The sequence below is a fragment of the Aeromonas media genome, assembly GCF_020423125.1.
GTDB classification, from domain to species: domain Bacteria; phylum Pseudomonadota; class Gammaproteobacteria; order Enterobacterales; family Aeromonadaceae; genus Aeromonas; species Aeromonas media.
This window is the reverse complement of the sequence record NZ_CP075564.1, coordinates 972954-998037: the sequence shown is the minus strand read 5'-3', so window position 1 is coordinate 998037 and position 25084 is coordinate 972954. Positions and strand designations below refer to the sequence as shown.

Sequence of the window (25084 nt, the reverse complement as noted above, 5' to 3'; positions counted from 1 at the left end):
GATTCGAGTTCCGGATCCGAGAGAGGAATAACAAGATGATCAACATTTCCCGTCGTGGTTTTCTGGGTGGCTTGCTGGCCAGCGGTGCCTCTGCCCTGATCGGCCCCTCCCTGCTCGGTCGCGCCGTGATGGCCGCCGAGTCCGGCGACAAGCTGGTGCAGTCCGGTTCCCACTGGGGAGCCTTCCGTGCCCGGGTGGTCGATGGTCGCTGGGTCGAGACCCTGCCGTTCGAGCACGACAAACACCCCACCGAGATGCTCAAGGCCTTGAGTGAGGTGGTCTACAACCCCTCCCGCATCCGCTACCCCATGGTGCGACTGGACTGGCTGCGCAAGGGCCACCAGTCCGACACCAGCGAGCGTGGCCAGAACCGCTTCGTGCGGGTGACCTGGTCCCAGGCGCTGGACTTCTTCTATCACGAGCTGGAACGGGTGCAGAAAACCTATGGCCCGAGCGCCCTCTATGCCGGTCACTCCGGCTGGCAGTCGGTGGGCAAGCTGCACTCAGCTGGCGCCATGCTTGGCCGCGCCATGAACCTGTACGGCACCTATCTGGCCAAGGCCGGTGACTACTCCACCGGCGCCGCCCAGGTGATCCTGCCCCATGTAGCGGGGGCTATGGAGGTGTACGAGCAGCAGACCTCCTGGCCGCTGGTGCTGGAGCACAGCAAGACCATCGTCATCTGGGGCTCCGATCCCATCAAGAACCTGCAGGTGGGCTGGCTGGTGCCGGATCACAGCGTCTACGACTACTGGGCGCAGCTGAAAGAGAAGGTGGCCAAGGGCGAGATCCGGGTCATCAGCGTCGATCCGGTCAAATCCAAGACCCAGAAATACCTCAACTGCGATCAGGTGACCCTGAATCCGCAGACCGACGTGCCGCTGATGCTGGGCATCGCCCACACCCTCTACAGCGAGAAGCGCCACGATGAGGCGTTCCTGAAGAACTACACCACCGGCTTTGACAAGTTCCTGCCCTACCTGCTGGGCACCAGCGATGGTCAGGTGAAGGATGCGGAGTGGGCCGCCGCCATCTGTGGCGTACCAGCCGAGACCATCTGCGAGCTGGCCCGCGCCATGAGCAGCGGCCGCACCCAGCTTATCGGCGGCTGGAGCGTGCAGCGTATGCACCACGGCGAACAGTACGCCTGGATGCTGGTGGTACTGGCCTCGATGATTGGCCAGATCGGCCTGCCGGGGGGCGGTTACGGCTTTGGCTGGCACTACAACGGCGCGGGTACCATCACCTCCAGCGGCCCCATCATGTCCGGTTTCAGCTCGGTCATTCCCGGGGTCAAGCCGCTTCATGACGGCGACTGGAAGGGCTACTCCAAATACATTCCTGTGGCCCGCTTCGTCGACTGCATCCTCAATCCGGGCAAGCAGATCGCCTTCAACGGCCAGACAATCACCTACCCCCACATGAAGATGGCGGTGTTCTGCGGCAACAACCCGTTCCACCACCAGCAGGATCGCAACAAGATGGTCTCGGCCTGGCGCAAGCTGGAAACCGTGGTCAGCATCGATCACCAGTGGACCGCCAGCTGCCGTTTCGCCGATATCGTGCTGCCCGCCACCACCACCTATGAACGGGACGACATAGAGCAGTGGGGCTCCCACTCCAACGCGGGCATTCTGGCCATGTACAAGGTGGTGGAGCCGCTGTTCGAGGCGCGCGATGACTACGACATCTTCGCCGATCTCTGCCGTCGCTTCGGTCGCGAGGCCGAGTTCACCGGTGGCAAGAGCAAGCTGGAGTGGATCCAGAGCATCTATGACGACGCCCGCCTGCAGGGCCGCGGCATCGGCATTCGTCTGCCCCGTTTCAGCCAGTTCTGGCACGGCGAAGGCTTCGTCACCTTCCCGGCGGGCCAACCCTGGGTGCGCCACGAGTCGTTCCGTCAGGAGCCGGATCTGGAACCACTGGGTACCCCGTCCGGCCTCATCGAGATCTACTCCAAGACCATCGCCGACTACGGCTATGGGGACTGCCCGGGCCACCCGGTCTGGATCGAGCCCTACGAGCGCTCGCACGGCGGGCCGGGCAGCAAGCAGTACCCACTGCACCTGCAATCCTGCCACCCGGACAAGCGGCTGCACAGCCAGCTCTGCTCCTCCGACAACTACCGCGCCACTTACACGGTGCAGGGTCGCGAGCCTGTCTATATGAATCCGCAGGATGCCAACTCCCGTGGCCTCAAGGACGGCGATCTGGTGCGGGTGTTCAACAGCCGCGGTCAGGTGCTGGCCGGGCTGGTGGTGAGCGATGACTACGCCCGCGGCGTGGTGCGCATTCAGGAAGGGGCCTGGTATGGCCCGCAGGAGGGCGGCAAGGTCGGTACCCTTTGTACCTACGGAGACCCCAACGTACTGACCGCCGATATCGGCTCCTCCAGCCTGGCGCAGGCCACCACGGCCCATACCGCGCTGGTGGAGATCGAGAAGTTCCGCGGGCAGGCACCGGCTGTCACTGCCTTCGGCGCGCCGGAATCGGTCAAGGGCATCGACCCCATGTTCCCGGCGCTCTGACCCCGGGAGGACGAAAGCGCCCCCTTGAGTTTCCTTTATTTTTAAAGTCGTTAGAATCGGGAGCCATCAAGGCTCCCGATTGTCATCCACGGAGGATAAATGCAGGAATTTATGGCTACCAGCGAACGCCGGGCCGAGCTTTACTGGTGGTTCGCCACCCTGTTCGCCGCCGAACTCAGTGATGAGCAGATCGCCGAATATGACACCTATGATGTGCGAAGCTTCCTGAAGAGCCTCTCCACCCTGGACCCCATGCGCGAGGCCGTGGCCGAGCTCAATGACGCCATCGCCCGCCTGCTGGTTCGCACCGATCGCCAGCTGGAGCTCGCCGCCGACTTCGCCGGCCTCTTCCTGGTGGATCCCAAGCAGGGCGCCCTGCCCTACGAGTCCCTCTACCGTGGCGAGGCCAAGCTGCTGATGCAGGCCCCCATGGCCGAGATGCAGGCCCGCCTCGATCGCCTCGGCATCAATGTCAGCGATAAATACAAAGAGCCTGCCGATCACCTGGCCATCGAGCTGGATCTGATGGGCAACCTCATCATTCGCGCCGCAGAAGCAAAGAGCGCGGCCGAGCGGGAAAGCTGGCTCGACGAGCAGGAAGCGCTGCTGCACGGCCACCTGCTGGGCTGGTTCGACAAGTTCGAAAGCGCCTGTCGCGCCGCCGACCGGTTTGGCTTCTACTGCGCCAGCGCCCGCCTGCTCGGGGTATTCCTCAAGATGGACGCCAACTACCTCTCTCTGGTCAAACCGGCGCAGTCCGCCGACTAAGCCTCGCATGAAGACAGCCCTGCTTCTTATTGCATGCTGGCTGCTGGCCCTGATCCCGCTGGATCAGGGCATTACTCCCCTGATCGCGCTGCTGTTCAACCCGGACAGGGAGCTGTACGGCAGCGCCCAGCTCACCGGCTTTGGCGGCATCCTGCTCACCCTCTACCTTGCCAACCTCGGGGTCGAGGTGGTGCTGCGCCGCCGCTTCCAGATAGCGGGCATGCTGACCCTGCTGGTAGCCTGGATAGGCTTCATCAACAGCAGTGGCAGCGAGTCGCACTTCCTGGTTCTATACCTGCTCGCGCTGCCATTCCACCTGCTCGGCTGGCTGGTATTTGTGCGCGGCATTCAGGCATTTGGTCGCCAGAAAGGCTGACATCCCCTTGATTTAACATCATTCCCTGACATTCTCTCCCTCTTGAAACTTCCTGCCATACTGACACAGCCGTATGAGTGACAAAGAAATCAATTCAGGAGCCTCCATGGAAAAAGTGCTACCCGAATCGGTTCAGACACAGCATTTGTCAGGCCCGTTATCCCTTCATGAATGGCAACAACTGTTCGAACTGGCGCCCTTTGGGATTGGGGTCTTCGATCGTGACTTCAGATGCCGTGGCGTCAACGGTATCTTCACCGAGCTGAGCGGTCTGGCGCAGGGGGATCACCTCGGCAAGACGCTGTTTAACATCACCCCGACCCAGGCCCCCATGCTGCTCCCCAAGCTCAAGCAGTTGCTCAATGGCGCCCCCCGGGCCGAGCTGGATCTCGGCTGTATCCATGTCTCCCGCCCCGGCGGGCCGAGGCGCTGGGAGTGCAAATCGCCATCGACGACTTCGGCACCGGCTTCTCTTCCTTGAGCCTGCTCAAAAGCCTGCCCATCGATCGCATCAAGATAGACAGAACCTTCGTGCAGGCTCTGCCCGACGACAAACACAGCCGGGAGCTGTGCCGCACCATCGTCAGCCTGGCCGACAGCCTCGGCATGGCGGTCACGGCGGAAGGTATAGAGACCCAGCCCCAGCGCCAGTTCTTGCAGTCTCTGCGCTGCGAGGAGGGCCAGGGCTACCTGTTCAGCCACCCCCTGTCCGAACCCCGCATGACCTCCATGCTCACCCCCCAGCGCTGACGGTGGCCGACAGGGATCCAATGAAGAAGGGAGCACCAGGCTCCCTTTCGTTTACTCCCTTCATCTTGCTCCCGTCAGGGGCGCTCAGTGGCGCCCCACCTTCGCTCGTCGCTATCCAAAAGTCTAATTGCCCTCCCGTGCCAAAGGTATAAGTTGTTACTCAATCATTACAAAAATGTATTCACAGGAGTGAGAGATGAGCGAGAGCAAGGTCTATCCGGTCAAGGCCCACATAGGTAGCGACGCCCTGCTGGACAAGGAAGGTTATGAAGCCATGTACCTGGCGTCGGTACAGAACCCGGACGCCTTCTGGGGTGAGCAGGGTAAGATCCTCGACTGGATGACCCCCTACACCCGCGTCAAGAACACCTCCTACGATCCGGGCCACGTCTCCATCAAATGGTATGAGGATGGCCTGCTCAACGTGTCGGCCAACTGCCTGGATCGCCACCTGGCGACACGCGGCGACAAGGTCGCCATCATCTGGGAAGGGGACAACCCGGCCGAGGATCGCAAGCTGACCTATCGCGAGCTGCACGGCGAGGTGTGCAAGTTTGCCAACGTGCTCAAAGCCCAGGGGGTCAAGCGCGGTGACATGGTCTGTCTCTACATGCCCATGGTGCCGGAAGCGGCCATCGCCATGCTGGCCTGTACCCGCATCGGCGCCGTGCACAGCATCGTCTTCGGCGGCTTCTCGCCGGAGGCCCTCTCGGGTCGTATCATCGACTCGGGCTCATCCATCGTCATCACCGCCGATGAAGGCCTGCGCGGCGGCCGCCCCATTCCCCTCAAGAAGAACGTGGACGAGGCGCTCACCCACCCGGATACCAAGGTCAACAAGGTCATCGTGCTCAAGCGCACCGGCGGCAAGGTCGCCTGGCATGACCACAGGGACATCTGGTGGCACGATGCCGTCGCCGCCGCCAGCCCTGATTGCCCGCCCGAGGCCATGAGCGCCGAGGATCCCCTGTTCGTGCTCTACACCTCGGGCTCCACCGGCAAGCCCAAGGGGGTGCTGCACACCACGGGCGGCTATCTGGTCTATGCCGCCCTCACCTTCAAGTACGTGTTCGACTATCACGAGGAGGACATCTACTGGTGTACCGCCGATGTGGGCTGGGTCACCGGTCACTCCTATCTGGTCTACGGGCCGCTCGCCAACGGCGCCACCACCCTGATGTTCGAAGGGGTGCCAAACTACCCGGCCACCAACCGCATGAGCCAGGTGGTGGACAAGCACCAGGTCAGCATCCTCTATACCGCACCCACCGCCATCCGCGCCCTGATGGCCAAGGGCAAGGAGGCCGTCGAAGGCACCTCCCGCACCAGCCTGCGCATCATGGGATCCGTAGGTGAACCCATCAACCCGGAAGCCTGGGAGTGGTACTACCGCACCATAGGGGACGAGCGCTGCCCCATCGTCGACACCTGGTGGCAGACCGAGACCGGCGGCATCCTGATAAGCCCGCTGCCCGGCGTCACCGCGCTCAAGCCCGGCTCCGCCACCCGTCCCTTCTTCGGGGTGCAGCCTGCTCTGGTAGACAACCTGGGTGAGCCACTGGAGGGCGCCACCGAGGGCAACCTGGTGATCACCGACTCCTGGCCTGGCCAGATGCGCACCGTATTCGGCGATCACGAGCGCTTCGAGCAGACCTACTTCTCCACCTTCCCGGGCCGCTACTTCACCGGCGACGGCGCCCGTCGCGACGAGGATGGCTACTACTGGATCACCGGTCGGGTGGATGATGTACTGAACGTCTCCGGCCACCGCATGGGCACCGCCGAAATCGAATCCGCGCTGGTTTCCCATCCGAAGATCGCCGAGGCGGCGGTGGTGGGCGTTCCCCACGAGATCAAGGGTCAGGGCATCTACGCCTATGTCACCCTGATCGCCGGGGAGGAGCCGAGTCGCGAGCTGCATAAAGAGGTGAAGGAGTGGGTGCGCAAGGAGATCGGCGCCATCGCCACCCCGGACGTGATCCACTGGGCCGAGGGGCTGCCCAAGACCCGTTCCGGCAAGATCATGCGCCGTATCCTGCGCAAGATCGCCACCGGCGAGACCGACAGCCTGGGGGATATCTCCACCCTGGCGGATCCGGGCGTCGTGGACAAACTTATCCGCGAGAAGTCGGAAGCGGCCTGAGTCCTTCCCCTCTCACAACAAAGCCGGCCTTGTGCCGGCTTTGTTGTGTCTGGAAAGCCCAAAGAGGCGGACACTGCGACAGAGCGGCGCTGCGCGCCAACATGCTCAATAAATGGCCAGATGTAGAGATTAGACCAGTAAAATGCTGCTAATTTTCACGAAATCAATATAATTGCGAAATCTGTGTGCTAGGGCACACCGAATTGTGCAGAAAGTGGCTAGATTTTTGGTGGTCCACAGATAGCTGATAGATAGCAGCATAATCATCGAGGATGTACTCAATATGTCGCAACATCACCGAATCCTCCTGCTCAACGGTCCTAACCTGAATCTACTGGGCAAGCGGGAGCCGGGCATCTACGGCAGCAAGACGCTCGATGAGATCGTCGCCGATCTGAGCCAGTACGCCAACGAACTCGGTGTCACCCTGGAACACCTGCAATCCAATGCCGAACATGAGTTGGTCGGCCGCATCCATCAGGCCATGGGCCAGGTGGATTTTATCATCATCAACCCGGCCGCCTTCACCCACACCAGCGTCGCCCTGCGCGATGCCCTGCTGGGCGTGGCCATCCCCTTTATCGAGGTTCACCTGTCAAACGTTCATGCCAGGGAACCCTTCCGCCATCACTCCTATCTGTCTGATGTCGCCAAAGGGGTCATTTGTGGGCTGGGTGCCGATGGCTACCAATTCGCTTTAACCGCGGCCGTGCATCAGTTGCGCGCGGCTTGATAATCACTGATCAGATAAAGAAGAAAGAGAATGCTAATGGATATCCGCAAAATCAAGAAGCTGATTGAACTGGTTGAAGAGTCCGGCATCGCCGAGCTGGAAATCTCCGAAGGGGAAGAGTCCGTTCGCATCAGCCGCAATTTCTCCGGCCAGGTTAGCGTTGCCCCGCAGATGATGATGCAGCCGGCGCAGGTTCAACATGCCGCCGCGCCGGTCGCCGCTGCCGCCCAGGCCGCCGCCCCTGCTGCCGATGCCGCCCCGAGTGGCCATCTGATGCGCTCCCCCATGGTCGGCTCCTTCTACCGCTCCTCCAGCCCGGAAGCCAAGCCGTTCGTGGAAGTCGGTCAGCACGTCAATGTCGGCGATACCCTGTGCATCGTCGAAGCCATGAAAATGATGAACCAAATCGAGTCTGACAAGGCCGGTGTGATCAAAGCGATCCTGGTTGAAAATGGTCAGGCCGTCGAATTTGACGAGCCGCTGTTCATCATCGAATAAGGGAAGACGCCACCCATGTTGGACAAAGTAGTCATCGCCAACCGCGGTGAAATTGCCCTGCGGATCCTGCGCGCCTGCAAAGAGCTCGGGATCAAGACAGTGGCCGTTCACTCCACTGCCGATCGGGAGCTCAAACATGTGCTCCTGGCCGACGAAACCATCTGTATCGGCAAACCCGCCAGCGGTGAGTCCTACCTCAACGTGCCGGCCATCATCGCCGCCGCCGAGGTGACCGGTGCCGTCGCCATCCACCCGGGCTACGGCTTCCTCTCCGAGAACGCCGACTTCGCCGAAGTGGTCGAGAAATCCGGCTTCATCTTCATCGGCCCGCGCGCCGAGACCATTCGCCTCATGGGTGACAAGGTCTCCGCCATCGAAGCGATGAAGAAGGCGGGCGTCCCCTGCGTACCCGGCTCCGACGGCCCGGTGGACAACGATGCCAAGCGCAACGCCACCATTGCCAAGCGGATCGGCTACCCCGTGATCATCAAGGCCGCCGGTGGCGGTGGTGGTCGTGGCATGCGCGTGGTGCGCAATGAATCAGAGCTGGCCGCCGCCATCGCCCTGACCAAATCCGAAGCAGGCCAGTTCTTCAAGAACGACATGGTCTACATGGAGAAATACCTGGAGAACCCGCGCCACATCGAGATCCAGGTGCTGGCTGACGGTCAGGGTACCGCCCTCTACCTGGGTGAGCGCGACTGCTCCATGCAGCGCCGTCACCAGAAGGTGGTGGAAGAGGCGCCGGCCCCCGGCATCACCGAAGAGATGCGCAAGTTCATCGGTGAGCGCTGCGTGCGCGCCTGTCTCGAAATCGGCTACCGCGGTGCGGGCACCTTCGAGTTCCTGTACGAGAACGGCGAGTTCTACTTCATCGAGATGAACACCCGGATCCAGGTCGAGCACCCGGTCACCGAGATGGTCACCGGTGTGGATCTCATCAAGGAGCAGCTGCGCATCGCCGCCGGTCAGCCCCTGTCGATCACCCAACAGGACATCCGCATCCGTGGCCATGCCATCGAGTGCCGGATCAACGCCGAAGACCCTGCCACCTTCATGCCGTCTCCTGGCCTCATCCAGCGCTTCCATGCGCCGGGCGGTCTGGGCGTGCGCTGGGAATCCCACATCTATGCGGGTTACAAGGTGCCGCCCTACTACGACTCCATGATCGGCAAGCTGATCTGTTACGGCGAGAACCGTGACATCGCCATCGCCCGCATGCGTCACTCTCTCGACGAGCTGGTGGTGGAAGGGATCAAGACCAACATCGCCCTGCAAAAAGAGATCATGAAGGACGAGAACTTCCAGCACGGTGGCACCAACATCCACTACCTGCACAAGAAGTTGGGTCTGTAAAAGACGCTTTAGCAGAGCGCGTTCGGTCCCTCGGGATCGACAGCGAAAAAAGGGCCATGGCGACATGGCCCTTTTTTGTTATCCTTGCGCCCCTCAAAATTGTCGGAGGCCAAGGTGAATCGTTTCGCGCTCGCCCGTCGGGAAGCAGCCCTCTGCCTGCTGCTGACCCTGCTTTACTTCGTTGCCTGGTATGGCTCGGCGTACTTCGTTCCCGAGACGCTCGAGCTCTGGAATATGCCGCTCTGGTTTCTGCTCAGCTGCATCCTGATGCCACTGCTGTTTATCGGCCTCTGCGCGCTCATGGTGGATCGCCTGTTCGTCGACATTCCTCTCGACCCCGAGGAGCCCCCTCATGACTCCTGAGCCGCGTACTGAACCCATGACGGATCCCCGGTTTACCGACGCCCCGCTGGATACCGAGGAGGCCCCCCATGAATCTTGAGTTGATGCTGCCGCTCGTCGTCTATCTGGTGCTGGTGCTCGGGATCGGCTTCTGGGCCGGTCGCCACCGCGCCGGGGGTGACTTCGTGCAGGAGTACTTCATCGGCAACCGCAGCATGGGCGGCCTGGTGCTGGCCATGACCCTGGTGGCCACTTACACCTCGGCCTCCTCCTTTATCGGCGGGCCGGGCGCCGCCTACAAGATAGGCCTGGGCTGGGTGCTGCTGGCGATGATCCAGCTGCCCACCGTCTGGCTCACCCTGGGGGTGCTTGGCAAGAAGTTCGCCATCATCGCCCGCCGGGTCAATGCGGTGACCATCAACGACATGCTGTGGGCCCGCTACCGCAGCAAGTGGGTGGTGGTGCTGGGTTCGGTGACCATCATCCTCGCCTTCATCGCGACCATGGTGGTGCAGTTCATCGGCGGCGCCCGCCTGCTGGAGACGGCAACCGGCCTCAGCTACCAGCAGGGGCTCTTCCTGTTTGCCAGCTGCGTGCTGCTCTACACGGTGATCGGCGGCTTTCGCGCCGTGGTGATGACCGACGCCCTGCAGGGCATCATCATGCTGATAGGCACGGGTGCCTTGCTTGCGGGGATACTGATTGCCGGTGACGGCTTGCCGAACCTCATCCATCAGCTCAAGGAGATAGATCCCAAGCTGGTGAGCCCGACCGGCGCCGGCGACATGTTGACCCAGCCCTTCATGCTGAGCTTCTGGATCCTGGTCTGCGTCGGTGTGGTGGGGCTGCCCCACTCGGCCCTGCGCTGCTTCGGCTATCGGGACAGCAAGGCGCTGCACCGGGGCATCCTCATCGGCACCGTGGTCAGCGCGTTGCTGATGCTGGGCATGCACCTCGCTGGCGCCCTGGGTCGCGCCATCCTGCCCGGCATGGACAGCCCGGACAAGATCATGCCCTCCCTGATGATGGAGGTGCTGCCCCCCTGGCTGGCCGGGGTCTTCCTGGCGGCCCCCATGGCGGCCATCATGTCCACCATCGACTCCCAGCTGATCCAGGCCTCGGCGACCCTGGTCAAGGATCTCTACCTCAACTACCTCAATCCTCGCCAAGAGAAGCTGGAGGTGCGCATTCCCAGGCTCTCCCTGCTCTGCACCCTGATCCTCGGCACCCTGGTGCTGCTGGCGGCGCTGCAGCCCCCCGAGATGATCATCTGGCTCAACCTGCTCGCCTTCGGCGGCCTGCAGGCGGTGTTCCTCTGGCCCCTGGTGCTCGGCCTCTACTGGTCGCGGGCCAACGGCCCGGGGGCGCTGGCCAGCATGGTGTCAGGCATTGTCTGCTATGGGGCCTTGAGTCAGTGGGGGATCAAGCTGGCCGGCCTGCACGCCATAGTACCGAGCCTGGGACTCGGCCTCGCGGCCTTCATCCTGGTCAGCCTGCTGACCCCGGCCCCGGATCAGTCGGTTCGCCGATTGTTTGATCAGAAATAAGAAAGGGGCCAATAAAGGGACTCGCACCTATTCCCAAATGGGTGCGAGTGAGTAAAATGTGCGCCACGTCACAAAATACCGCGCCCTTATGCCAGTTCAGAACGCCAGAAAGATCCTGACCCAGTCCCTGCAACGGCTCGGTTATGCCCTGTTGCTGCCCGTCTCCATCCTGCCGCTGGCGGCCCTGCTCTATCGGCTCGGCCAGCCGGACGTGCTGGATCTGGCGGTGCTCTCCCTGGCCGGACGCGCCCTGTTCAGCCAGATGCCGCTCATCTATGCGGTGGCCATCGCCTTCGGGCTGAGCCGACAGGGGCAAGGGGCGCAGGCCCTGGCCGGCGCGGTCAACTTCCTGCTGCTGAGCTCGGCGCTCGCCACCCTGCAGCCCGGCCTGCATGCGGACATGATCTGCGGTCTGCTGGCGGGCCTGACCACCGCCATGGTCTGCTCCTGGACCCGCAGCCTCTCCCTCCCCGGCTGGCTGCGACCGCTGCAGGAAGAGCTGCCCGGCCTGCTGCTCTCGGCCCTGGCCAGCCTGCTGCTGGTCGTGCCCCTGGCCCTGCTCTGGCCGCTGCTGGAACAAGGCATCACCCTGCTCGCCTCCGACCTGCTCACCACGCCGTTTGGCGCCTTCTGCTACGGCGTGCTGAACCGGCTGCTGATCCCCCTCGGCCTTCACCAGGTGCTGGGCAGCCTCATGGGTCTGGGGGAGAGCAACCTGCAGGCGCTCTCCGCCGCCCAGCCGCTGCACGAGGGCTATGTGGCGGGTCTCTATCCGGTCATCATGTTCGGCCTGCCCGGCGCCTGTTTTGCCATCTGGCTCCATCGCCAGCGGATGCGACGCCTGCCGCAGGGGGGCTTGTTGCTCACCCTGGCGCTCACCTCGGCCCTGGTGGGGATCACCGAACCCATCGAATTCCTGTTCGCCTTCACCGCCCCCTGGCTGTTCCTGGCCCATGCCCTGCTGACCGGGTTGTCGCTGGCCATCTGCAGCGGGCTCGGCATCCAGGTGGGCAGTTACTTCTCCGCCGGGCTGCTGGATCTGGTGCTCAGCTACGGCTCAGGTGAACACAGTTTCTGGCTCATCCCCCTCGGCATCCTGTTCTTCGTCATCTATGCCCTGGTCTTCTCCCGGCTGCTTGAGTACGCCCCCCTCAGCCTGCCGAGCAAGCCCATCGCCGAGGAGCTGCCCCAGCTCGCGACCGTGGCCCCCACGGATCCCCAGATGCTGGCCATCCAGTACCTCAAGATGCTGGGGGGCATGGACAACCTGCAGGCCATGAGCGTCTGCCTGACCAGGCTCAGCCTGCGAGTGCGGGAGATGGCGCTGGTGGATCAGTCCCGTCTGGCCAGGCTCGGCTGCCTCTCCTGGATCCAGCTCAACGAGCATCAGCTTGTGTTGGTGCTGGGCCCCAACGCCGGTCTCATCGAGGGGCAGATCCGCATGCTGGCAGAGCGACAGTCGGTGCCGCTCGGTCTCGAACCCGGTCAGGCCCCCCTCAGCCAGCACCGCTGATCAGGCGAATGGCAAGCGCTCGGCGACGAAGTCCATCAGGCTGCGCAGGGCGGGTGCCAGATGCTCGCGGCTCGGGTAGATGAGATAGAAGGGATTGGGGGGTATGGGGTGATCCGGCAGCACCTTCAGCAGGCGCCCCGCCGCCAGATCGTCTCGGCAGACATGATCCGGCAACAGGGCTATCCCCCCTTCGTGCAGTGCCAGCTCCCTCAGCGCCAGCAGGCTGTTGCTGATGCAGGCCCCTTGCGGCCGCCAGCCCCCCTCCAGCAACGGCCACACCGGCAGCGACGTGTGCACCAGGCAGGCATGCCCCCCCAGCTCAGTCAGTTGCTGCGGCGTGCCCTGGCTCGCCAGATAACCCGGGGCCGCCACCAGATGGCGCGCCACCTGGCCGATGCGCCGGCAGATGAGGCTCGAATCTTTGAGCGGCGCCGCCCGCAGCGCCAGATCGTAGCCCTCCCCCACCAGATCCAGCTGCTCGTCGCTCAAGGTCAGCTCCAGCACCACCTCGGGATAGAGGGCACGAAACTCGGCCATAATCCGGCCAAGCAGCAGGGTGCCGGTCGCCTCGGGCGCGGTGATCCGCACCCGACCCGCAGGGGCCGAGCGCAGCCTGGCCATGGCCAGATTGGCGCTTCTCGCCAGGGCCAGCAGGGCCTGGCAATGCTCCACATAGACCTCCCCCTGGGGGGTCAGGCTGAGCCTGCGGGTGGTGCGCTGCAATAGTCGCACCCCGAGCCGTGACTCGAGGCGTGAGATCTTCTGGCTCACCGAGGACTTGGGCATGCCAAGCACCTCGGCCGCCCCGGTAAAACTGCCCTGCTCCACCACGGTGGCGAACAGCCCCATCAACTCCAGTTCGACATTGTTCATATATACAAACAGTCTGTCCCGATTACCCATCTTAATCGAAATAATCAACCAGACTAGACTCGCTGGCAATCCCACTCATACCGATTTGAAAGGAACTGCCATGAAAGCCATTGCCCTCACCCATTATCTGCCAAGCGATCACCCCCACTGCTTCATCGAGACCGAACTGCCGGATCCCACCCCGGGCCCACGGGATCTGCTGGTGAAAGTAACGGCAACCTCGGTCAACCCGGTGGACACCAAGGTGCGCGCCCCCAAGGCCAAGGTGGAGGCGACGCCCCGCGTGCTGGGCTGGGATGCGGTCGGAGAGGTTGTGGCGGTCGGCCACGAGGTAACCCTGTTCAAGGCGGGCGACCGCGTCTGGTATGCCGGCGACATCAGCCGCCCCGGCAGCAACAGCGCCCTACAACGGGTGGATGAGCGCATCGCCGCCCTCGCCCCCAAGACCCTGAGCGACCTGGAAGCTGCCGCCCTGCCGCTGACCGCCATCACCGCCTGGGAAACCCTGTTCGAGCGCATCGGCCTCAACCGTGAAAGTACCGGGCGACTGCTTGTCATAGGTGGCGCCGGCGGCGTCGGCTCCATCGCCATCCAGCTGGCCCGTCAGCTCACCGGAATGGAGGTGATCGCCACCGCCTCCCGACCTGAAACCCGTGACTGGTGCCTGGCCATGGGCGCCCACCAGGTAGTGAGTCATCACAACCTGCAGGAAGAGCTGGCCGGCCTTGGCATCAGCCAGCTCGATGCCATCTTCTGCACCAATGCCACCGAGCAGCACTGGGCCGCCATGGCGAGCCTCATTCGCCCCTTCGGTCACATCTGCACCATTGCCGAATCCAGCGAGCCCTGGGATCTGGGCCTGCTCAAGGCCAAGAGCGTCACCTTCAGCCAGGAGTTCATGTTTACCCGCTCCCTGTTCCAGACCCCGGACATGATCGAGCAGCACAAGCTGCTCGGCCGGGTCGCCGCCCTGCTGGACCAAGGGGTGCTCAAGAGCACGCTCACTCGCACCCTGCCCGAACTGACTCCGACCAGCCTGGCACAGGCCCATCGCGAGCTGGAGGCGGGCCGTATGGTGGGTAAGCTGGTGATCGACATGAGCAGCTTTGCCAGCTGAGGTCCTTGCAGCCAGAGATCCCCACAGCCATGCGACCTATTCCCTTATAGGTAAAAAATGCACCATCATGGGGTGAAATCACCAGTGACAAGCCCCAAGAGTGCACAGCCCCGCAGCCGATCTGTGCCCCTGACGGGCCCCTTCCCCGAAAAAACCATAAAAAGAGGCCATCCCGCCGGGATGGCCCTTAAAACCTGAACGTTGGGGTAACAATCACACACATATCCTTATGCAGGACATGTGGAACTTTGCAGATTGCGTGCCAATGTCTGCTTTTACCCGCAAAATGACCGCTTTTCAGCACGCCTGCATAAAAAAAGCCACCCGAAGGTGGCTGAAAAAGATGACGGAACTTCATAGAGCAAAGCATTCAGCGGGAACAAGTTGCTTCCCGTCACCCAGTAAGGAATACATTAACCATGCCAACTTGGCAGAGTTGCCTTCCTTCCCCATCCCATCATGGGCAAACCACGACAGCACAGGCCCATGATGATAGAATTCCGCGGTTTCACATTTATGAAGAGTCGACCCCATGCCCTGGATACAAATTCGAATCAACGCCACCGCCAAGACTGCGGACAAGGTGAGCAACATGCTGCTGGGGCGTGGAGCCCAGGCGGTGACCTTTATGGATGCCCAGGATGTGCCCGTCTACGAGCCACTGCCTGGTGAAACGCCGCTCTGGGGCGAGACCGAGGTGATGGGGCTGTTCGATGCCGAAACCGACCCGGCTCCCACCATCGCCTTCTTCCAGCAGATCTTCGGGGAAGACGTCGGCTACAAGGTCGAGCAGCTGGAGGACAAGGACTGGGTGCGGGAATGGATGGATCACTTCCACCCCATGCAGTTCGGCGAGCGGCTCTGGATCTGCCCGAGCTGGCGCGACGTGCCGAATCCCGATGCGGTCAACGTCATGCTGGATCCGGGCCTGGCCTTCGGTACCGGCACCCACCCCACCACAGCACTCTGCCTGCAGTGGCTGGATGGGCTGGATCTGGCCGGCAAGACGGTGGTCGACTTCGGTTGCGGCTCCGGCATCCTCGGTATCGCCGCCCTGAAACTCGGCGCCGCCCGGGTCATCGGCATCGACATCGACCCGCAGGCCATCCAGGCCAGCCATGACAACGCCGAGCGCAACGGCGTCGCCGGCCAGATCGAACTCTACCTGCCTGCCGACCAGCCGCAAGACGTCGAAGCTGACGTGGTGGTGGCCAACATCCTGGCCGGCCCGCTGCGCGAGCTGGCGCCGCTCATCGCCGGCCACGGCAAGCCCGGCAGCCTGATGGCGCTCTCCGGCGTGCTGGAGAGCCAGGCCCCGGAGCTGGAGACCATCTACAGCCAGTGGTTCGACATGGACCCGACCGCGGTGAAGGAAGAGTGGTGTCGCCTCTCAGGCCGCAAGCACGGCTGATAGAAAGCTCTATTGCGGCGGCAACACTGCGGTCGCAAGCACGGCTGATAGAAAGCGGCCATTGCGGCGGCAACACTGCGGTCGCAAGCACGGCTGATAGCAACAGGTATCCTCTATACCCAACAAGGGCACCCCAGGGTGCCCTTGTCGTTTCCCGGCGCCAGCTGCGCGCCCTTCTGCCCACTCTGGGGAGAGCTTCACGATTCTCTGCGCCTCGATGACTTATCCTCTTCTCCTTCACCCCATTGAGGCCTAGCCATGACCGAATACGAAAAGATGATCGCCAGCCAGCCTTACAACTGCATGGCCCAGGAGCTGGATGCGATACGCCGGGAGACGGCGTGCCGCTATCGCCGCTTCAATCGCGCGGAAGAGGAGCAGCAGCAGTTGGCGCTGCTCAAAGAGATCGTCGGCGAGCTGGCGGAGGGCGCCTTTATCTACCCGCCCCTCTACTGCACCTATGGCCGCCACATCCACCTTGGCGAGCGCAGCTACATCAATATGGGGGCCACCCTGCTGGACAACGCGCCTATCCGCATCGGCGCCGATGTCATGATAGGGCCGAACGTGCAGATCTATACCGCCGCCCACGCCCTGGACGCCGATGAGCGCATCCAGGGGGTAGAAACAGCGCTGCCGGTGACCATAGAAGACAGGGTCTGGATCGGTGGTGGCGCCATCCTGCTGCCGGGGGTCACCATAGGACGGGAGGCCATCGTCGGTGCGGGCGCCGTAGTGACCAGAGACGTCCCGGCCGGAGCCCGGGTGGTGGGCAATCCGGCCCGCATCCTGCCCGCCAGGGCCTAGATGCAAGTGACCGGCAGCGAGGGGCCCACAGATGCCGTGGTGCTGATGCAGAAAACCGCCCATAAAAATAAAGCCCAATGTCATAACGACGCTGGGCTGTAAAAAGGTGCTACGGAATTGCGACTCTCATCGCAGAAAATTAGAAGGGGTCACCTTCTAAACTGGCAATGGGATAATAACGGGGCGCAAACGTTTTACATAGGGTAATCAACCAGGATTGAGAGCAGCCTCTCACTATTCAAAAAATGTCCGGCCAACCCCCTACCCCCCTCTTGGCAAGCCTCCAATTTTGAGTACAGCCCGATGTCGTTCCAGGGGGAATAAAAAAGCCCTGAATAATCAGGGCTCTTGTGCATTATCTTTGACTCAGAAGCGACGTACGAAGTCGGCGATCGGCAACTCCCGCAACTTGCGCGCCTCCAGCATGGGGGTGCCCAGGTAGAGGAAGCCCACCAGTTGATCGTCCGGTGCCAACCCCAGCCCCTGATTGATCCCCTCGTCGAAGATGAACCAGCCGGAGCGCCAAATGCCGTTGAACCCCTGTGCCTGGGCCGCCATCTGCATCGCCATCAGGGCGCAGCCAGCGGAGAGCTCCTGCTCCAGCTTCGGCACCTTGGGGTGTGCCTGATAGCGGGTCGCGACGGCCACCACCAGGGGCGCTCGCAGGGGCGCTTCACTGCATTTCTTGATGCTATCTTCATCCTCGCCGCGGGTGCGAGCGGCGTCCGCCAGCAGGGTCCCCAGACGCTCACGCCCCTCCCCTTCAAACAGGATGAACTGCCAGGGAGTCAGGGTGCCGTGATCCGGCGCTCGCAGGCCGGCCTTCAGAATATTGTCGAGCACCTCGCCACTCGGGGCCGGGGTGGTCAGACGGCCACAGGAGTGGCGGTTGAGTAACAGGGAGAGGGCATCCATGGTCAGTTCCTTATCAGGAGGCAATGTTGGCGCTACCTTAACACAGCCCGAAAGGGAGCACAGCCAGGGCCGGTCGGCGCCACCAACAGAAACCCCCTGATAGTCAGGGGGTTATCATCATGCTGTCGGCTCAGGCCAAGGCGCTAGATGACGGACGCCAGCTCGGCTCCCTGGCGGATGGCGCGCTTGGCGTCCAGCTCCGCCGCCACGTCGGCCCCGCCGATGATGTGCACCGGCTTGCCCGCCGCCTGCAGGCCGGCCTGCAGCTCCCTCAGGGGCTCCTGTCCGGCGCAGATGATCACCTGATCCACCGGCAGGCACTGCTGCTGTTCGCCCACCTGAATGTGAAGCCCTTCATCGTCGATGCGCAGGTACTGCACGCCGGAGAGCATCTGCACCTTGCGGTTCTTCAATACGGTGCGGTGGATCCAGCCTGTGGTCTTGCCGAGGCCATCCCCCACCTTGCTCTCCTTGCGCTGGAGCAGCCAGATCTGGCGCTCGGGCGCGTCGATCACAGGCGTCATCAGACCGCCGCGCTCGCCGAGGCTCTTGTCGATGCCCCACTCCCTGAGCCAGTGATCGCGATGATGATCCGCGCTCCCCTCCCCCTTCTTCTCCACCAGGAACTCGGCCACGTCGAAGCCGATGCCGCCGGCCCCGATCACCGCCACCTTGTCGCCCACCGGCTTGCCATCGCGCAGCACGTCGAGGTAACTCAGCACCTTGGGGTGATCAATGCCGGGAATGTTGGGGGTGCGAGGACGTATGCCGGTGGCGAGGATCACCTCGTCAAAACCGCCGCCAAGCAGGCTCTCGGCACTCTGGCGCTGGCCGAGATAGAGCTCGACGCCGCACTTCTCCAGCCGCCTGGCGAAGTAGCGCAGGGTCTCGTGAAACTCCTCCTTGCCCGGGATCTGCTTGGCGAAGTTGAACTGGCCGCCGATGGTCGGCGCCTGATCAAACAGGCTCACCTGATGGCCACGCTCGGCGGCGTAGCAGGCGAACGCCAGCCCGGCCGGCCCGGCCCCCACCACCGCCAGCTTCTTGGGCTGGGGCACCCGGCCAAACGTCAGCTCGGTCTCGAAGCAGGCGCGGGGATTGACCAGGCAGGAGGCACGTTTTTGCTTGAACACGTGATCCAGGCAGGCCTGGTTGCAGGCGATGCAGGTGTTGATCTCGTCCGCCCGGTTCTCGGCGGCCTTGATGACAAACTCGGGGTCCGCCAGGAAGGGGCGCGCCATGGAGACCATGTCCGCCTCCCCCTGCGCCAGGATGCGCTCGGCCACCTCGGGGGTATTGATGCGGTTGGTGGTGATAAGGGGCACGGTGAGGTGCTTTTTCAGCTCGGCGGTCACCCAGCTGAAGGCGCCGCGCGGCACGCTGGTGGCGATGGTGGGGATGCGCGCCTCGTGCCAACCGATGCCGGTGTTGATGAGGCTCACCCCGGCTTGCTCCAACGCCTTCCCGAGCGCTATGACCTCCTCGAGGGAGGAGCCCTTATCCACCAGATCCAGCATGGAGAGGCGGAAGATGATGATGAAGTCGGTGCCGACCCGCTCGCGAATGGCCCGCACGATTTCCAGCGGGAAACGCATGCGGTTTTCGCTGCTGCCGCCCCAGCCGTCGCTGCGCTGGTTGGTGCGCTCGCAGATGAACTGGTTGATGAGATAACCTTCCGACCCCATCACTTCCACACCGTCATAGCCTGCCGCCTTGGCCAGTGCCGCGGTCGAGGCAAAGTCCCTGATGGTGCCGCGGATCTGCCGCTCGCTCATGGCGCGCGGCTTGAACGGAGAGATGGGAGCCCGGATGGCGCTCGGCGCCAGGCTGAACGGATGGTAGGCATAGCGACCGGCATGGAGGATCTGCAGGGCTATCTTGCCCCCCTCCTGATGCACGGCGCCGGTCACCTTCTTGTGCTTGGCGACCTGCCAGGGGAAGCTGAGCTGCGAGCCATGGGGCACCAGGCGCCCCCGCAGGTTGGGGGCGATGCCACCGGTGACGATGAGGGCGACACCGCCGCGGGCGCGCTCGGCGTAGAAGGCGGCCAGCTTGTCAAAGCCCCCCTTCTCCTCCTCGAGGCCGGTGTGCATGGAGCCCATCAATACCCGGTTCTTGAGCTGGGTAAAGCCGAGATCCAGGGGTGTCAGCAGCGTTGGATACAGGCTCATGACGCACTCCTTTTAGAGGCAGACGCACGAGATGCCGCCAGCACATGGTGACGAAGAAGGGGACTGCGGGGGGTCAGCAACGTCGGGTAGCGGCTCACAGGGCCTCCAGTTAATTTTTTGTTATCAAATTGAGGCTAGAGTAAAGAATCGAAAATCCTTTTTCAAACAAATGTTTGGACATTTTTTCAGCGAACAGCCGTATCCTGAAGCCAGGGAGAGCGATCCCAGCCAAGCGAAAATGGCAATTGGCGGGTCAACTGGTTAATAATGCCCTTCTCTACCCATTAACAGGGCGTTAGCACGGCTATGTCTATTTTCAAAGGTCTGGGGTGGCTGTTTCGCAGCCTCTGGCGTCTGCTCAACTTTACCCGCTTGATGCTGGTCAATCTGCTGTTTCTCATCGTCGTGCTGGTCATCGCCTTCAGCCTCAACCAGAGCGAGACACCCAGCACCCCCATCGAGGGCGCCCTCACCCTCAATCTCGCCGGCGTACTGGTCGAACAACGCACTCAAACCGATCCGACCGTGCAACTGCTGAGGCAGGTGGAGAAAAGCGACGATCAGCCGAGCGAAATCGTGCTCTCCGACCTGTTGTGGGCCATCAAGAGCGCGGGGAATGACGATCGCATCAAGGCGCTGGTGCTCAAGCCCCAGGGGCTGCAGGGGGCCAGCCTCTCCAAGCTGCAGGAAGTGGCAAGCGCCATCGACGCATTCAAGGAGAGCGGCAAACCGGTCATCGCCATGGCCGACTACTACAGCCAGGGCGCCTACCTGCTCGCCGCCCACGCAGACCACGTGCTGCTCAACCAGAGCGGCGCCGTGCTGATCGAAGGCTTTGGCGTCTACCAGACCTACTTCAAGTCGGCGCTGGAGAAGCTCAACGTCACCCCCCATGTGTTCAAGGTCGGCACCTACAAATCCTTCGTCGAGCCCTATACCCGGGATGAGATGTCCCCCGAGAGCAAGGAGGCGAACCAGCGCTGGCTGGATCAGCTGTGGCAATCCTATGTCACCGACGTGGCCGAGCAGCGGGAGATAGAGCCAGATGCCGTCGCACCAGACAAGGATCACTTCCTCGACCTGCTGCGCAAGGCCGGTGGCAATGCCGCCAGCTACGCCCTCGACAACGGCCTGGTGGATCAGCTCGCCACCCGTGACGAGATGACCCAGGCGGTTATCAAGGAGGTGGGCGAGAGCGAGGATCACGGCTGGAAAGGGGTCGGCCTGAAAGAGTATCTGGCCGCCATCCCCGAGCAATATCCCCAGAGCGGCAAGGATGAGGTGGGTCTCATCACCGCCAGCGGCGCCATCATGGACGGGGTGCAACCCGCCGGTACCATAGGCGGCGACAGCCTGGCCGATCTGCTGGCCGAGGCCCGCCGCGATGACCAGGTGAAGGCCGTGGTGCTGCGGGTCGACAGCCCGGGTGGCAGCGCCTTCGCCGCCGAGCAGATCCGCGCCGAGCTGCTGGCCCTGAAGCAGGCTGGCAAGCCAGTGGTCATCTCCATGGGCAGCTACGCCGCCTCCGGTGGCTACTGGATCTCCGCCGATGCGGACAAGATCTTCGCCTCCCCCACTACCCTCACCGGCTCCATCGGGGTGTTCGGCATGTTCGCCACCATCGACAAGGCGCTCTCCCAGTACGGGGTGCACACCGACGGCATCGGCACTACGGACTTCGTGGGGATCGGGCTGACCCGGGCCCTGCCGGAGCACGTCGGTCAGGCCATCCAGCTGAGCGTGGAAGACACCTACCAGCGCTTCGTCGGTCTGGTCGGCAAGGGCCGGGGCCTGAGCCCGGAAGAGGCGGAGAAAGCCGCCGAAGGCCGGGTCTGGACCGGCCTGGATGCCAAGGCGCTGGGGCTGGTGGACGAGTTCGGCAACCTGGACGACGCCCTCAAGGCCGCCGCCGAGCTCGCCAACCTCAAGAGCTGGCAGGTCACCCCCATAGCGCCGGAAGAGTCGGCAAGGGACAAGTTCCTGCGCGAGCTGTTCGACAGCAGCGCCCAGGCGCTGGCCCCGCACCTGCAAAGCTGGCTGCCCACCGGGTTGGGCAAGGCGCTGGTGGAGATGAACCGCAGCCTGGACCCGCTGACCCGCTTCAATGACCCGCAAGGCACCTACGCCTTCTGCCCGGTCTGCGTGCCCTGATCCGGCAGCGACAATAAAAAAACCGCCGAATGGCGGTTTTTTTATCCTCAGAACCCCATGGCGGTCAGCTCAGCAGACCCGCATCCACCCAGTGCTGCAACTCGGCCAGCACCCTCGTCTCGCGCACCGTCCACTGGGGACAGGGGCCAGCCAGCTGGGTCTTGTTGGTCTGCAGAGCCTCTTCCAGTGCGAACCAGCCCGGGGTGAAACCAAGGCGTATCTCGTAGGGTTGGGGGCGCGGCTCGCACCAGTCCTCCCCCACCTGGCAGAGGTAATAGAAGGAGCGGATGCAGTAGGCGTCGTAGTCGGCCTCGCGGGCGGCGCGAAACTCCCGGGTCTGCCCGAGCAGCAGACCCACGGCCACCAGCTCGGCGCCGCACTCTTCCCGCAGCTCCCGGGCCAGGGCGGTACTGTGGCACTCCCCCGCCTCTATGCCGCCCCCGGGGAACATCAGGTCCCCGTTGACGCGAGAATGCACCAACAGCAGTTCATCCCCGCGCATCACCACGGCCCTGACCGTGGTCCGCTCAAGCACCCGCCCCTCGCAGGGAACCTGACCATGGACGAGGCGGATGTCGAACGCATGGGCCCATTCGCGGGCACTGGGTGGTAGCGGGATCATGGGGCCTGGTAGCTCCCTTCCCTGAGGGCGTCGACTATGGTGGCGGCCGCCTGATCTAACCTCTCCTGCTGCTCCTTACCGATAGCGTGGTAGATCCCGAGGCGGGTGGATGACACCTCGGGGGTCTCCTGAAACGACTCGCTCACCTTGCCCCACTGATAGGCCAGATCAAATGCTTTCTGTCCCATGTAGAGGGTGCTGAGGGCGGTGAGGATCCGGCTGTTGACCTTGTCCCCTTCCCCATAGAGGGAGAGTGCATGGTGCATCAAGGCGATGGCCTTCTGGGGCTCGCTCTTGGCATAGATCCCCCCCAGGGCCAGCTGCAGCTCCGGCTCCTCGAGGGCGGGGGTGCCTTCCAGCGCCAGGAAGCTGGCACGAGCCGCTGGATTGGTGTTGTTGGTCCAATGCCAGAGCAGCAGATAGGGATCCTGGGAACCACGGGTCTGCGCATCCAGCTGCGCCAGCTGAGCGCCGGCGGCCAGCATGCCCTCCACCCTGGGGCTCTTCTGCTCGCGGGCCCGCTTGTATTCGATGTTGGTGGAGTGCTCGGCGCACTGCAGATAACGCTCCAGGCCACGCATCAACTCGTACTGGCGTCTGTCCGAGCCCTCCTCCTGGAGGTAGTAGCGGGCACGGATGACATCGCTGCGCTCATGGCGACACCAGCCGTCGTCCACCAGATCCTCACACAGAGTCGGGGATTGGGAGCAGATGTTGTGGATCCTGTCGTCGTCGCAGGCCATCAGCGTCAGACAACAGGCGAGGGGGAGCAGTAACGGACGCTGTGAGAATAGGGTCATGGTTCACATCTGGTTGGTAACAATCGCAACCCGCACTGGCCACCGCCAACTAGCAAACAGGCTACATATCCATTACAATGCGCGCGCCGTATAAGGCCGCGACTGCAGAATAATATAACGAAACCGTCAGCCCTACACTGATCTGCATTCGACGAATGTCAATTTGCCCAGGCAACTTGCTTCAACAACGTGAAATAAAGGATCTGGTTAATGACCCACGAGCACTACTTGCAGGCGTGGCAGGAGAGCCAGGAGCTCGCCGAAGCCATGCAGCCCTTGATTGGTCGCCTCTACCGCCAGCAAGGGATAGAGATCACCCTCTACGGGCGCCCGCTGCAGAACGCCTCCACCATCGACATCCTCAAGGCCCACCGGGTCGTTCGCCGCCACCAGGGCGCCCCCCTCCCCATCCAGCAAAGCTTCCCCCTGCTCCAGGCCATGGTCGCCCTGAACCCGACCGCCGCCGAAGTGGACCTCGGCAAGCTGGCGGTGGGTTACTGGCAGGATCACCAGGATGAAGCCGGCATAGACGACTACCTGCGCGCCAAGCTGGCCCCGGCCCTGAACCGGGCCAGCGTGCCGGCACCGACCGACGTGGTGCTCTACGGCTTTGGCCGCATCGGCCGCCTGCTGGCCCGGCTGCTGATCGAGCGCACCGGCGCCGCCAACTCCCTGCGCCTGCGCGCCATAGTGGTGCGTGGCGGCCGCGAGGGGGATCTCGAGAAGCGGGCCAGCCTGCTGCGCCGTGACTCGGTGCACGGCCCCTTCAACGGCTCCATCGAGGTGGATAGTGATCGCAGCGCCATCATCGCCAACGGCACCTTCATCCAAGTGATCTATGCAAACAGCCCGGCCGACATCGACTACACCGCCTATGGCATCGACAATGCGCTGATCGTCGACAACACCGGGGTCTGGCGCGACGAGGCAGGCCTGTCCGAGCACCTCAAGGCACGCGGCGCCGCCCGGGTGCTGTTGACCGCTCCCGGCAAGGGGGAGATGAAGAACGTGGTGTTCGGGGTCAACCACGAGGTGATAGGCCCGGATGACAAGATAGTCTCCGCCGCCTCCTGCACCACCAACGCCATCACCCCTGTGCTCAAGGTGATGCAGGACAAGTTCGGCATCCGCCAAGGCCACGTGGAGACGGTGCACTCCTACACCAACGACCAGAACCTCATCGACAACTATCACAAGGGCGAGCGACGCGGTCGCAGCGCGGCCCTCAACATGGTGATGACCAGCACCGGCGCCGCCAAGGCGGTGGCCAAGGCGCTGCCGGAGCTCAAAGGCAAGCTGACCGGCAACGCAATCCGGGTGCCGACCCCCAACGTGTCCCTGGCCATCATCAACCTGAGCCTGGAACAAGCCACCGACAGAGAGAGCCTCAACGCCTATCTGCAGCAGATGGCCCTGAGCTCGGCCCTGCATCGCCAGATCGATTTCAGTGCCAGCACCGAGCTGGTCTCCTCCGACATGGTGGGTTCCCGCTTCGCGGGCATAGTGGACTCCCAGGCCACCATCGCCGAGGGGGATCACTGCGTGCTGTACGTGTGGTATGACAACGAGTTCGGGTACAGTTGTCAGGTAGTACGGGTAATGGAGCAGATGGCCGGCGTAGTCCGTCAGGATCTGCCCGCCTGATCCCTTCATGGCTCAATTT

At 63.0% G+C, this 25084-nt stretch carries 21 protein-coding genes and 1 pseudogene; 17 read left to right on the top strand and 5 right to left on the bottom strand.

Annotation, left to right across the window (positions count from 1 at the left end):
- Nucleotides 1–35 precede the first annotated feature (35 nt).
- The 12 genes and pseudogenes from torA (at nt 36) to KI797_RS04685 (ending at nt 12554) form a co-directional block, all read left to right on the top strand.
- Nucleotides 36–2528: a trimethylamine-N-oxide reductase TorA gene (gene torA, locus KI797_RS04740; RefSeq protein ID WP_226171769.1), complete on the top strand. Its 2493-nt coding sequence runs from the start codon at nt 36–38 to the stop codon at nt 2526–2528.
- A gap of 99 nt (nt 2529–2627) precedes the next feature.
- A complete protein-coding gene (gene torD, locus KI797_RS04735; protein WP_042648773.1) occupies nt 2628–3296 on the top strand; it encodes a molecular chaperone TorD in 669 nt (222 codons plus the stop codon).
- Nucleotides 3297–3303: 7 nt separating this feature from the next.
- Nucleotides 3304–3672, top strand: coding sequence for a hypothetical protein (locus KI797_RS04730; RefSeq protein WP_042648772.1), 369 nt, complete (start codon nt 3304–3306; stop codon nt 3670–3672).
- 73 nt (nt 3673–3745) lie between these two features.
- Entirely contained in the window at nt 3746–4153 is a 408-nt protein-coding gene (locus KI797_RS04725; RefSeq protein WP_319003250.1) for a PAS domain-containing protein, read from the top strand.
- Nucleotides 4087–4422, top strand: a pseudogene (locus tag KI797_RS04720) (EAL domain-containing protein); the annotation flags it as partial. The gene KI797_RS04725 and the pseudogene KI797_RS04720, both read left to right, overlap by 67 nt.
- A gap of 196 nt (nt 4423–4618) precedes the next feature.
- Complete coding sequence (acs, locus tag KI797_RS04715) at nt 4619–6565, top strand: acetate--CoA ligase (RefSeq protein ID WP_226171763.1); 1947 nt, start codon at nt 4619–4621, stop codon at nt 6563–6565.
- A gap of 283 nt (nt 6566–6848) precedes the next feature.
- Nucleotides 6849–7298: a type II 3-dehydroquinate dehydratase gene (gene aroQ / locus KI797_RS04710; protein ID WP_005326561.1), complete on the top strand. Its 450-nt coding sequence runs from the start codon at nt 6849–6851 to the stop codon at nt 7296–7298.
- A 36-nt stretch (nt 7299–7334) separates the two neighbouring features.
- Nucleotides 7335–7796, top strand: coding sequence for an acetyl-CoA carboxylase biotin carboxyl carrier protein (gene accB, locus KI797_RS04705; RefSeq protein ID WP_005326559.1), 462 nt, complete (start codon nt 7335–7337; stop codon nt 7794–7796).
- A gap of 15 nt (nt 7797–7811) precedes the next feature.
- On the top strand, nt 7812–9152 hold the full coding sequence (gene accC, locus KI797_RS04700) for an acetyl-CoA carboxylase biotin carboxylase subunit (protein ID WP_005326556.1): 1341 nt from the start codon (nt 7812–7814) through the stop codon (nt 9150–9152).
- Between the two features lie 114 nt (nt 9153–9266).
- Nucleotides 9267–9515, top strand: coding sequence for a YhdT family protein (locus KI797_RS04695; RefSeq protein ID WP_005326553.1), 249 nt, complete (start codon nt 9267–9269; stop codon nt 9513–9515).
- Between the two features lie 68 nt (nt 9516–9583).
- Complete coding sequence (gene panF, locus KI797_RS04690) at nt 9584–11041, top strand: sodium/pantothenate symporter (protein WP_226171761.1); 1458 nt, start codon at nt 9584–9586, stop codon at nt 11039–11041.
- 88 nt (nt 11042–11129) lie between these two features.
- Nucleotides 11130–12554, top strand: a complete 1425-nt coding sequence (locus tag KI797_RS04685; protein WP_042648767.1) for a PTS transporter subunit EIIC — start codon at nt 11130–11132, stop codon at nt 12552–12554.
- Here KI797_RS04685 and KI797_RS04680 read toward each other — a convergent pair whose 3' ends face one another.
- Complete coding sequence (locus tag KI797_RS04680; protein ID WP_042648766.1) at nt 12555–13427, bottom strand: LysR family transcriptional regulator; 873 nt, start codon at nt 13425–13427, stop codon at nt 12555–12557.
- A gap of 100 nt (nt 13428–13527) precedes the next feature.
- Between KI797_RS04680 and KI797_RS04675 the strand changes: the two genes are divergently transcribed.
- From KI797_RS04675 to KI797_RS04665, 3 genes are all read left to right on the top strand, one after another.
- Entirely contained in the window at nt 13528–14544 is a 1017-nt protein-coding gene (locus tag KI797_RS04675; RefSeq protein ID WP_226171759.1) for a zinc-binding alcohol dehydrogenase family protein, read from the top strand.
- A 532-nt stretch (nt 14545–15076) separates the two neighbouring features.
- A complete protein-coding gene (gene prmA / locus KI797_RS04670; RefSeq protein ID WP_005326544.1) occupies nt 15077–15955 on the top strand; it encodes a 50S ribosomal protein L11 methyltransferase in 879 nt (292 codons plus the stop codon).
- Between the two features lie 258 nt (nt 15956–16213).
- Nucleotides 16214–16762, top strand: a complete 549-nt coding sequence (locus KI797_RS04665; RefSeq protein ID WP_226171757.1) for a sugar O-acetyltransferase — start codon at nt 16214–16216, stop codon at nt 16760–16762.
- 366 nt (nt 16763–17128) lie between these two features.
- On the opposite strand, the gene KI797_RS04660 is transcribed toward KI797_RS04665, so the two are convergent.
- Together KI797_RS04660 and KI797_RS04655 are read right to left on the bottom strand one after the other, a co-directional pair.
- Nucleotides 17129–17677, bottom strand: coding sequence for an NAD(P)H nitroreductase (locus KI797_RS04660; RefSeq protein ID WP_005326541.1), 549 nt, complete (start codon nt 17675–17677; stop codon nt 17129–17131).
- A gap of 143 nt (nt 17678–17820) precedes the next feature.
- Nucleotides 17821–19848, bottom strand: coding sequence for an NADPH-dependent 2,4-dienoyl-CoA reductase (locus KI797_RS04655; RefSeq protein ID WP_226171755.1), 2028 nt, complete (start codon nt 19846–19848; stop codon nt 17821–17823).
- Nucleotides 19849–20154: 306 nt separating this feature from the next.
- On the opposite strand from KI797_RS04655, the gene sppA reads away from it, so the two are divergent.
- A complete protein-coding gene (gene sppA / locus KI797_RS04650; RefSeq protein WP_226171753.1) occupies nt 20155–21999 on the top strand; it encodes a signal peptide peptidase SppA in 1845 nt (614 codons plus the stop codon).
- Between the two features lie 64 nt (nt 22000–22063).
- Here the strand turns inward: sppA and KI797_RS04645 are convergent, their stop codons facing one another.
- Together KI797_RS04645 and KI797_RS04640 are read right to left on the bottom strand one after the other, a co-directional pair.
- On the bottom strand, nt 22064–22621 hold the full coding sequence (locus KI797_RS04645; protein WP_226171750.1) for an NUDIX domain-containing protein: 558 nt from the start codon (nt 22619–22621) through the stop codon (nt 22064–22066).
- A complete protein-coding gene (locus KI797_RS04640) occupies nt 22618–23421 on the bottom strand; it encodes a DUF2989 domain-containing protein (protein ID WP_226171748.1) in 804 nt (267 codons plus the stop codon). The genes KI797_RS04645 and KI797_RS04640 overlap by 4 nt, the downstream gene beginning before the upstream one ends.
- 210 nt (nt 23422–23631) lie before the next feature.
- Between KI797_RS04640 and KI797_RS04635 the strand changes: the two genes are divergently transcribed.
- On the top strand, nt 23632–25065 hold the full coding sequence (locus KI797_RS04635) for a glyceraldehyde-3-phosphate dehydrogenase (protein WP_226171746.1): 1434 nt from the start codon (nt 23632–23634) through the stop codon (nt 25063–25065).
- Nucleotides 25066–25084: the final 19 nt, after the last annotated feature.

Bases quoted from the DNA above. Each gene is read 5' to 3' on its own strand.
- torA (WP_226171769.1), top strand. From the start codon at position 36: ATGATCAACATTTCCCGTCGTGGTTTTCTGGGTGGCTTGCTGGCCAGC.
- KI797_RS04730 (WP_042648772.1), top strand. From the start codon at position 3,304: ATGAAGACAGCCCTGCTTCTTATTGCATGCTGGCTGCTGGCCCTGATC.
- torD (WP_042648773.1), top strand. From the start codon at position 2,628: ATGCAGGAATTTATGGCTACCAGCGAACGCCGGGCCGAGCTTTACTGG.
- KI797_RS04660 (WP_005326541.1), bottom strand. From the start codon at position 17,677: ATGGATGCCCTCTCCCTGTTACTCAACCGCCACTCCTGTGGCCGTCTG.
- KI797_RS04640 (WP_226171748.1), bottom strand. From the start codon at position 23,421: ATGACCCTATTCTCACAGCGTCCGTTACTGCTCCCCCTCGCCTGTTGT.
- KI797_RS04655 (WP_226171755.1), bottom strand. From the start codon at position 19,848: ATGAGCCTGTATCCAACGCTGCTGACACCCCTGGATCTCGGCTTTACC.
- sppA (WP_226171753.1), top strand. From the start codon at position 20,155: ATGTCTATTTTCAAAGGTCTGGGGTGGCTGTTTCGCAGCCTCTGGCGT.
- KI797_RS04645 (WP_226171750.1), bottom strand. From the start codon at position 22,621: ATGATCCCGCTACCACCCAGTGCCCGCGAATGGGCCCATGCGTTCGAC.
- KI797_RS04725 (WP_319003250.1), top strand. From the start codon at position 3,746: ATGAGTGACAAAGAAATCAATTCAGGAGCCTCCATGGAAAAAGTGCTA.
- KI797_RS04635 (WP_226171746.1), top strand. From the start codon at position 23,632: ATGACCCACGAGCACTACTTGCAGGCGTGGCAGGAGAGCCAGGAGCTC.
- aroQ (WP_005326561.1), top strand. From the start codon at position 6,849: ATGTCGCAACATCACCGAATCCTCCTGCTCAACGGTCCTAACCTGAAT.
- prmA (WP_005326544.1), top strand. From the start codon at position 15,077: ATGCCCTGGATACAAATTCGAATCAACGCCACCGCCAAGACTGCGGAC.
- KI797_RS04685 (WP_042648767.1), top strand. From the start codon at position 11,130: ATGCCAGTTCAGAACGCCAGAAAGATCCTGACCCAGTCCCTGCAACGG.
- accC (WP_005326556.1), top strand. From the start codon at position 7,812: ATGTTGGACAAAGTAGTCATCGCCAACCGCGGTGAAATTGCCCTGCGG.
- panF (WP_226171761.1), top strand. From the start codon at position 9,584: ATGAATCTTGAGTTGATGCTGCCGCTCGTCGTCTATCTGGTGCTGGTG.
- accB (WP_005326559.1), top strand. From the start codon at position 7,335: ATGGATATCCGCAAAATCAAGAAGCTGATTGAACTGGTTGAAGAGTCC.
- KI797_RS04680 (WP_042648766.1), bottom strand. From the start codon at position 13,427: ATGAACAATGTCGAACTGGAGTTGATGGGGCTGTTCGCCACCGTGGTG.
- KI797_RS04665 (WP_226171757.1), top strand. From the start codon at position 16,214: ATGACCGAATACGAAAAGATGATCGCCAGCCAGCCTTACAACTGCATG.
- KI797_RS04675 (WP_226171759.1), top strand. From the start codon at position 13,528: ATGAAAGCCATTGCCCTCACCCATTATCTGCCAAGCGATCACCCCCAC.
- acs (WP_226171763.1), top strand. From the start codon at position 4,619: ATGAGCGAGAGCAAGGTCTATCCGGTCAAGGCCCACATAGGTAGCGAC.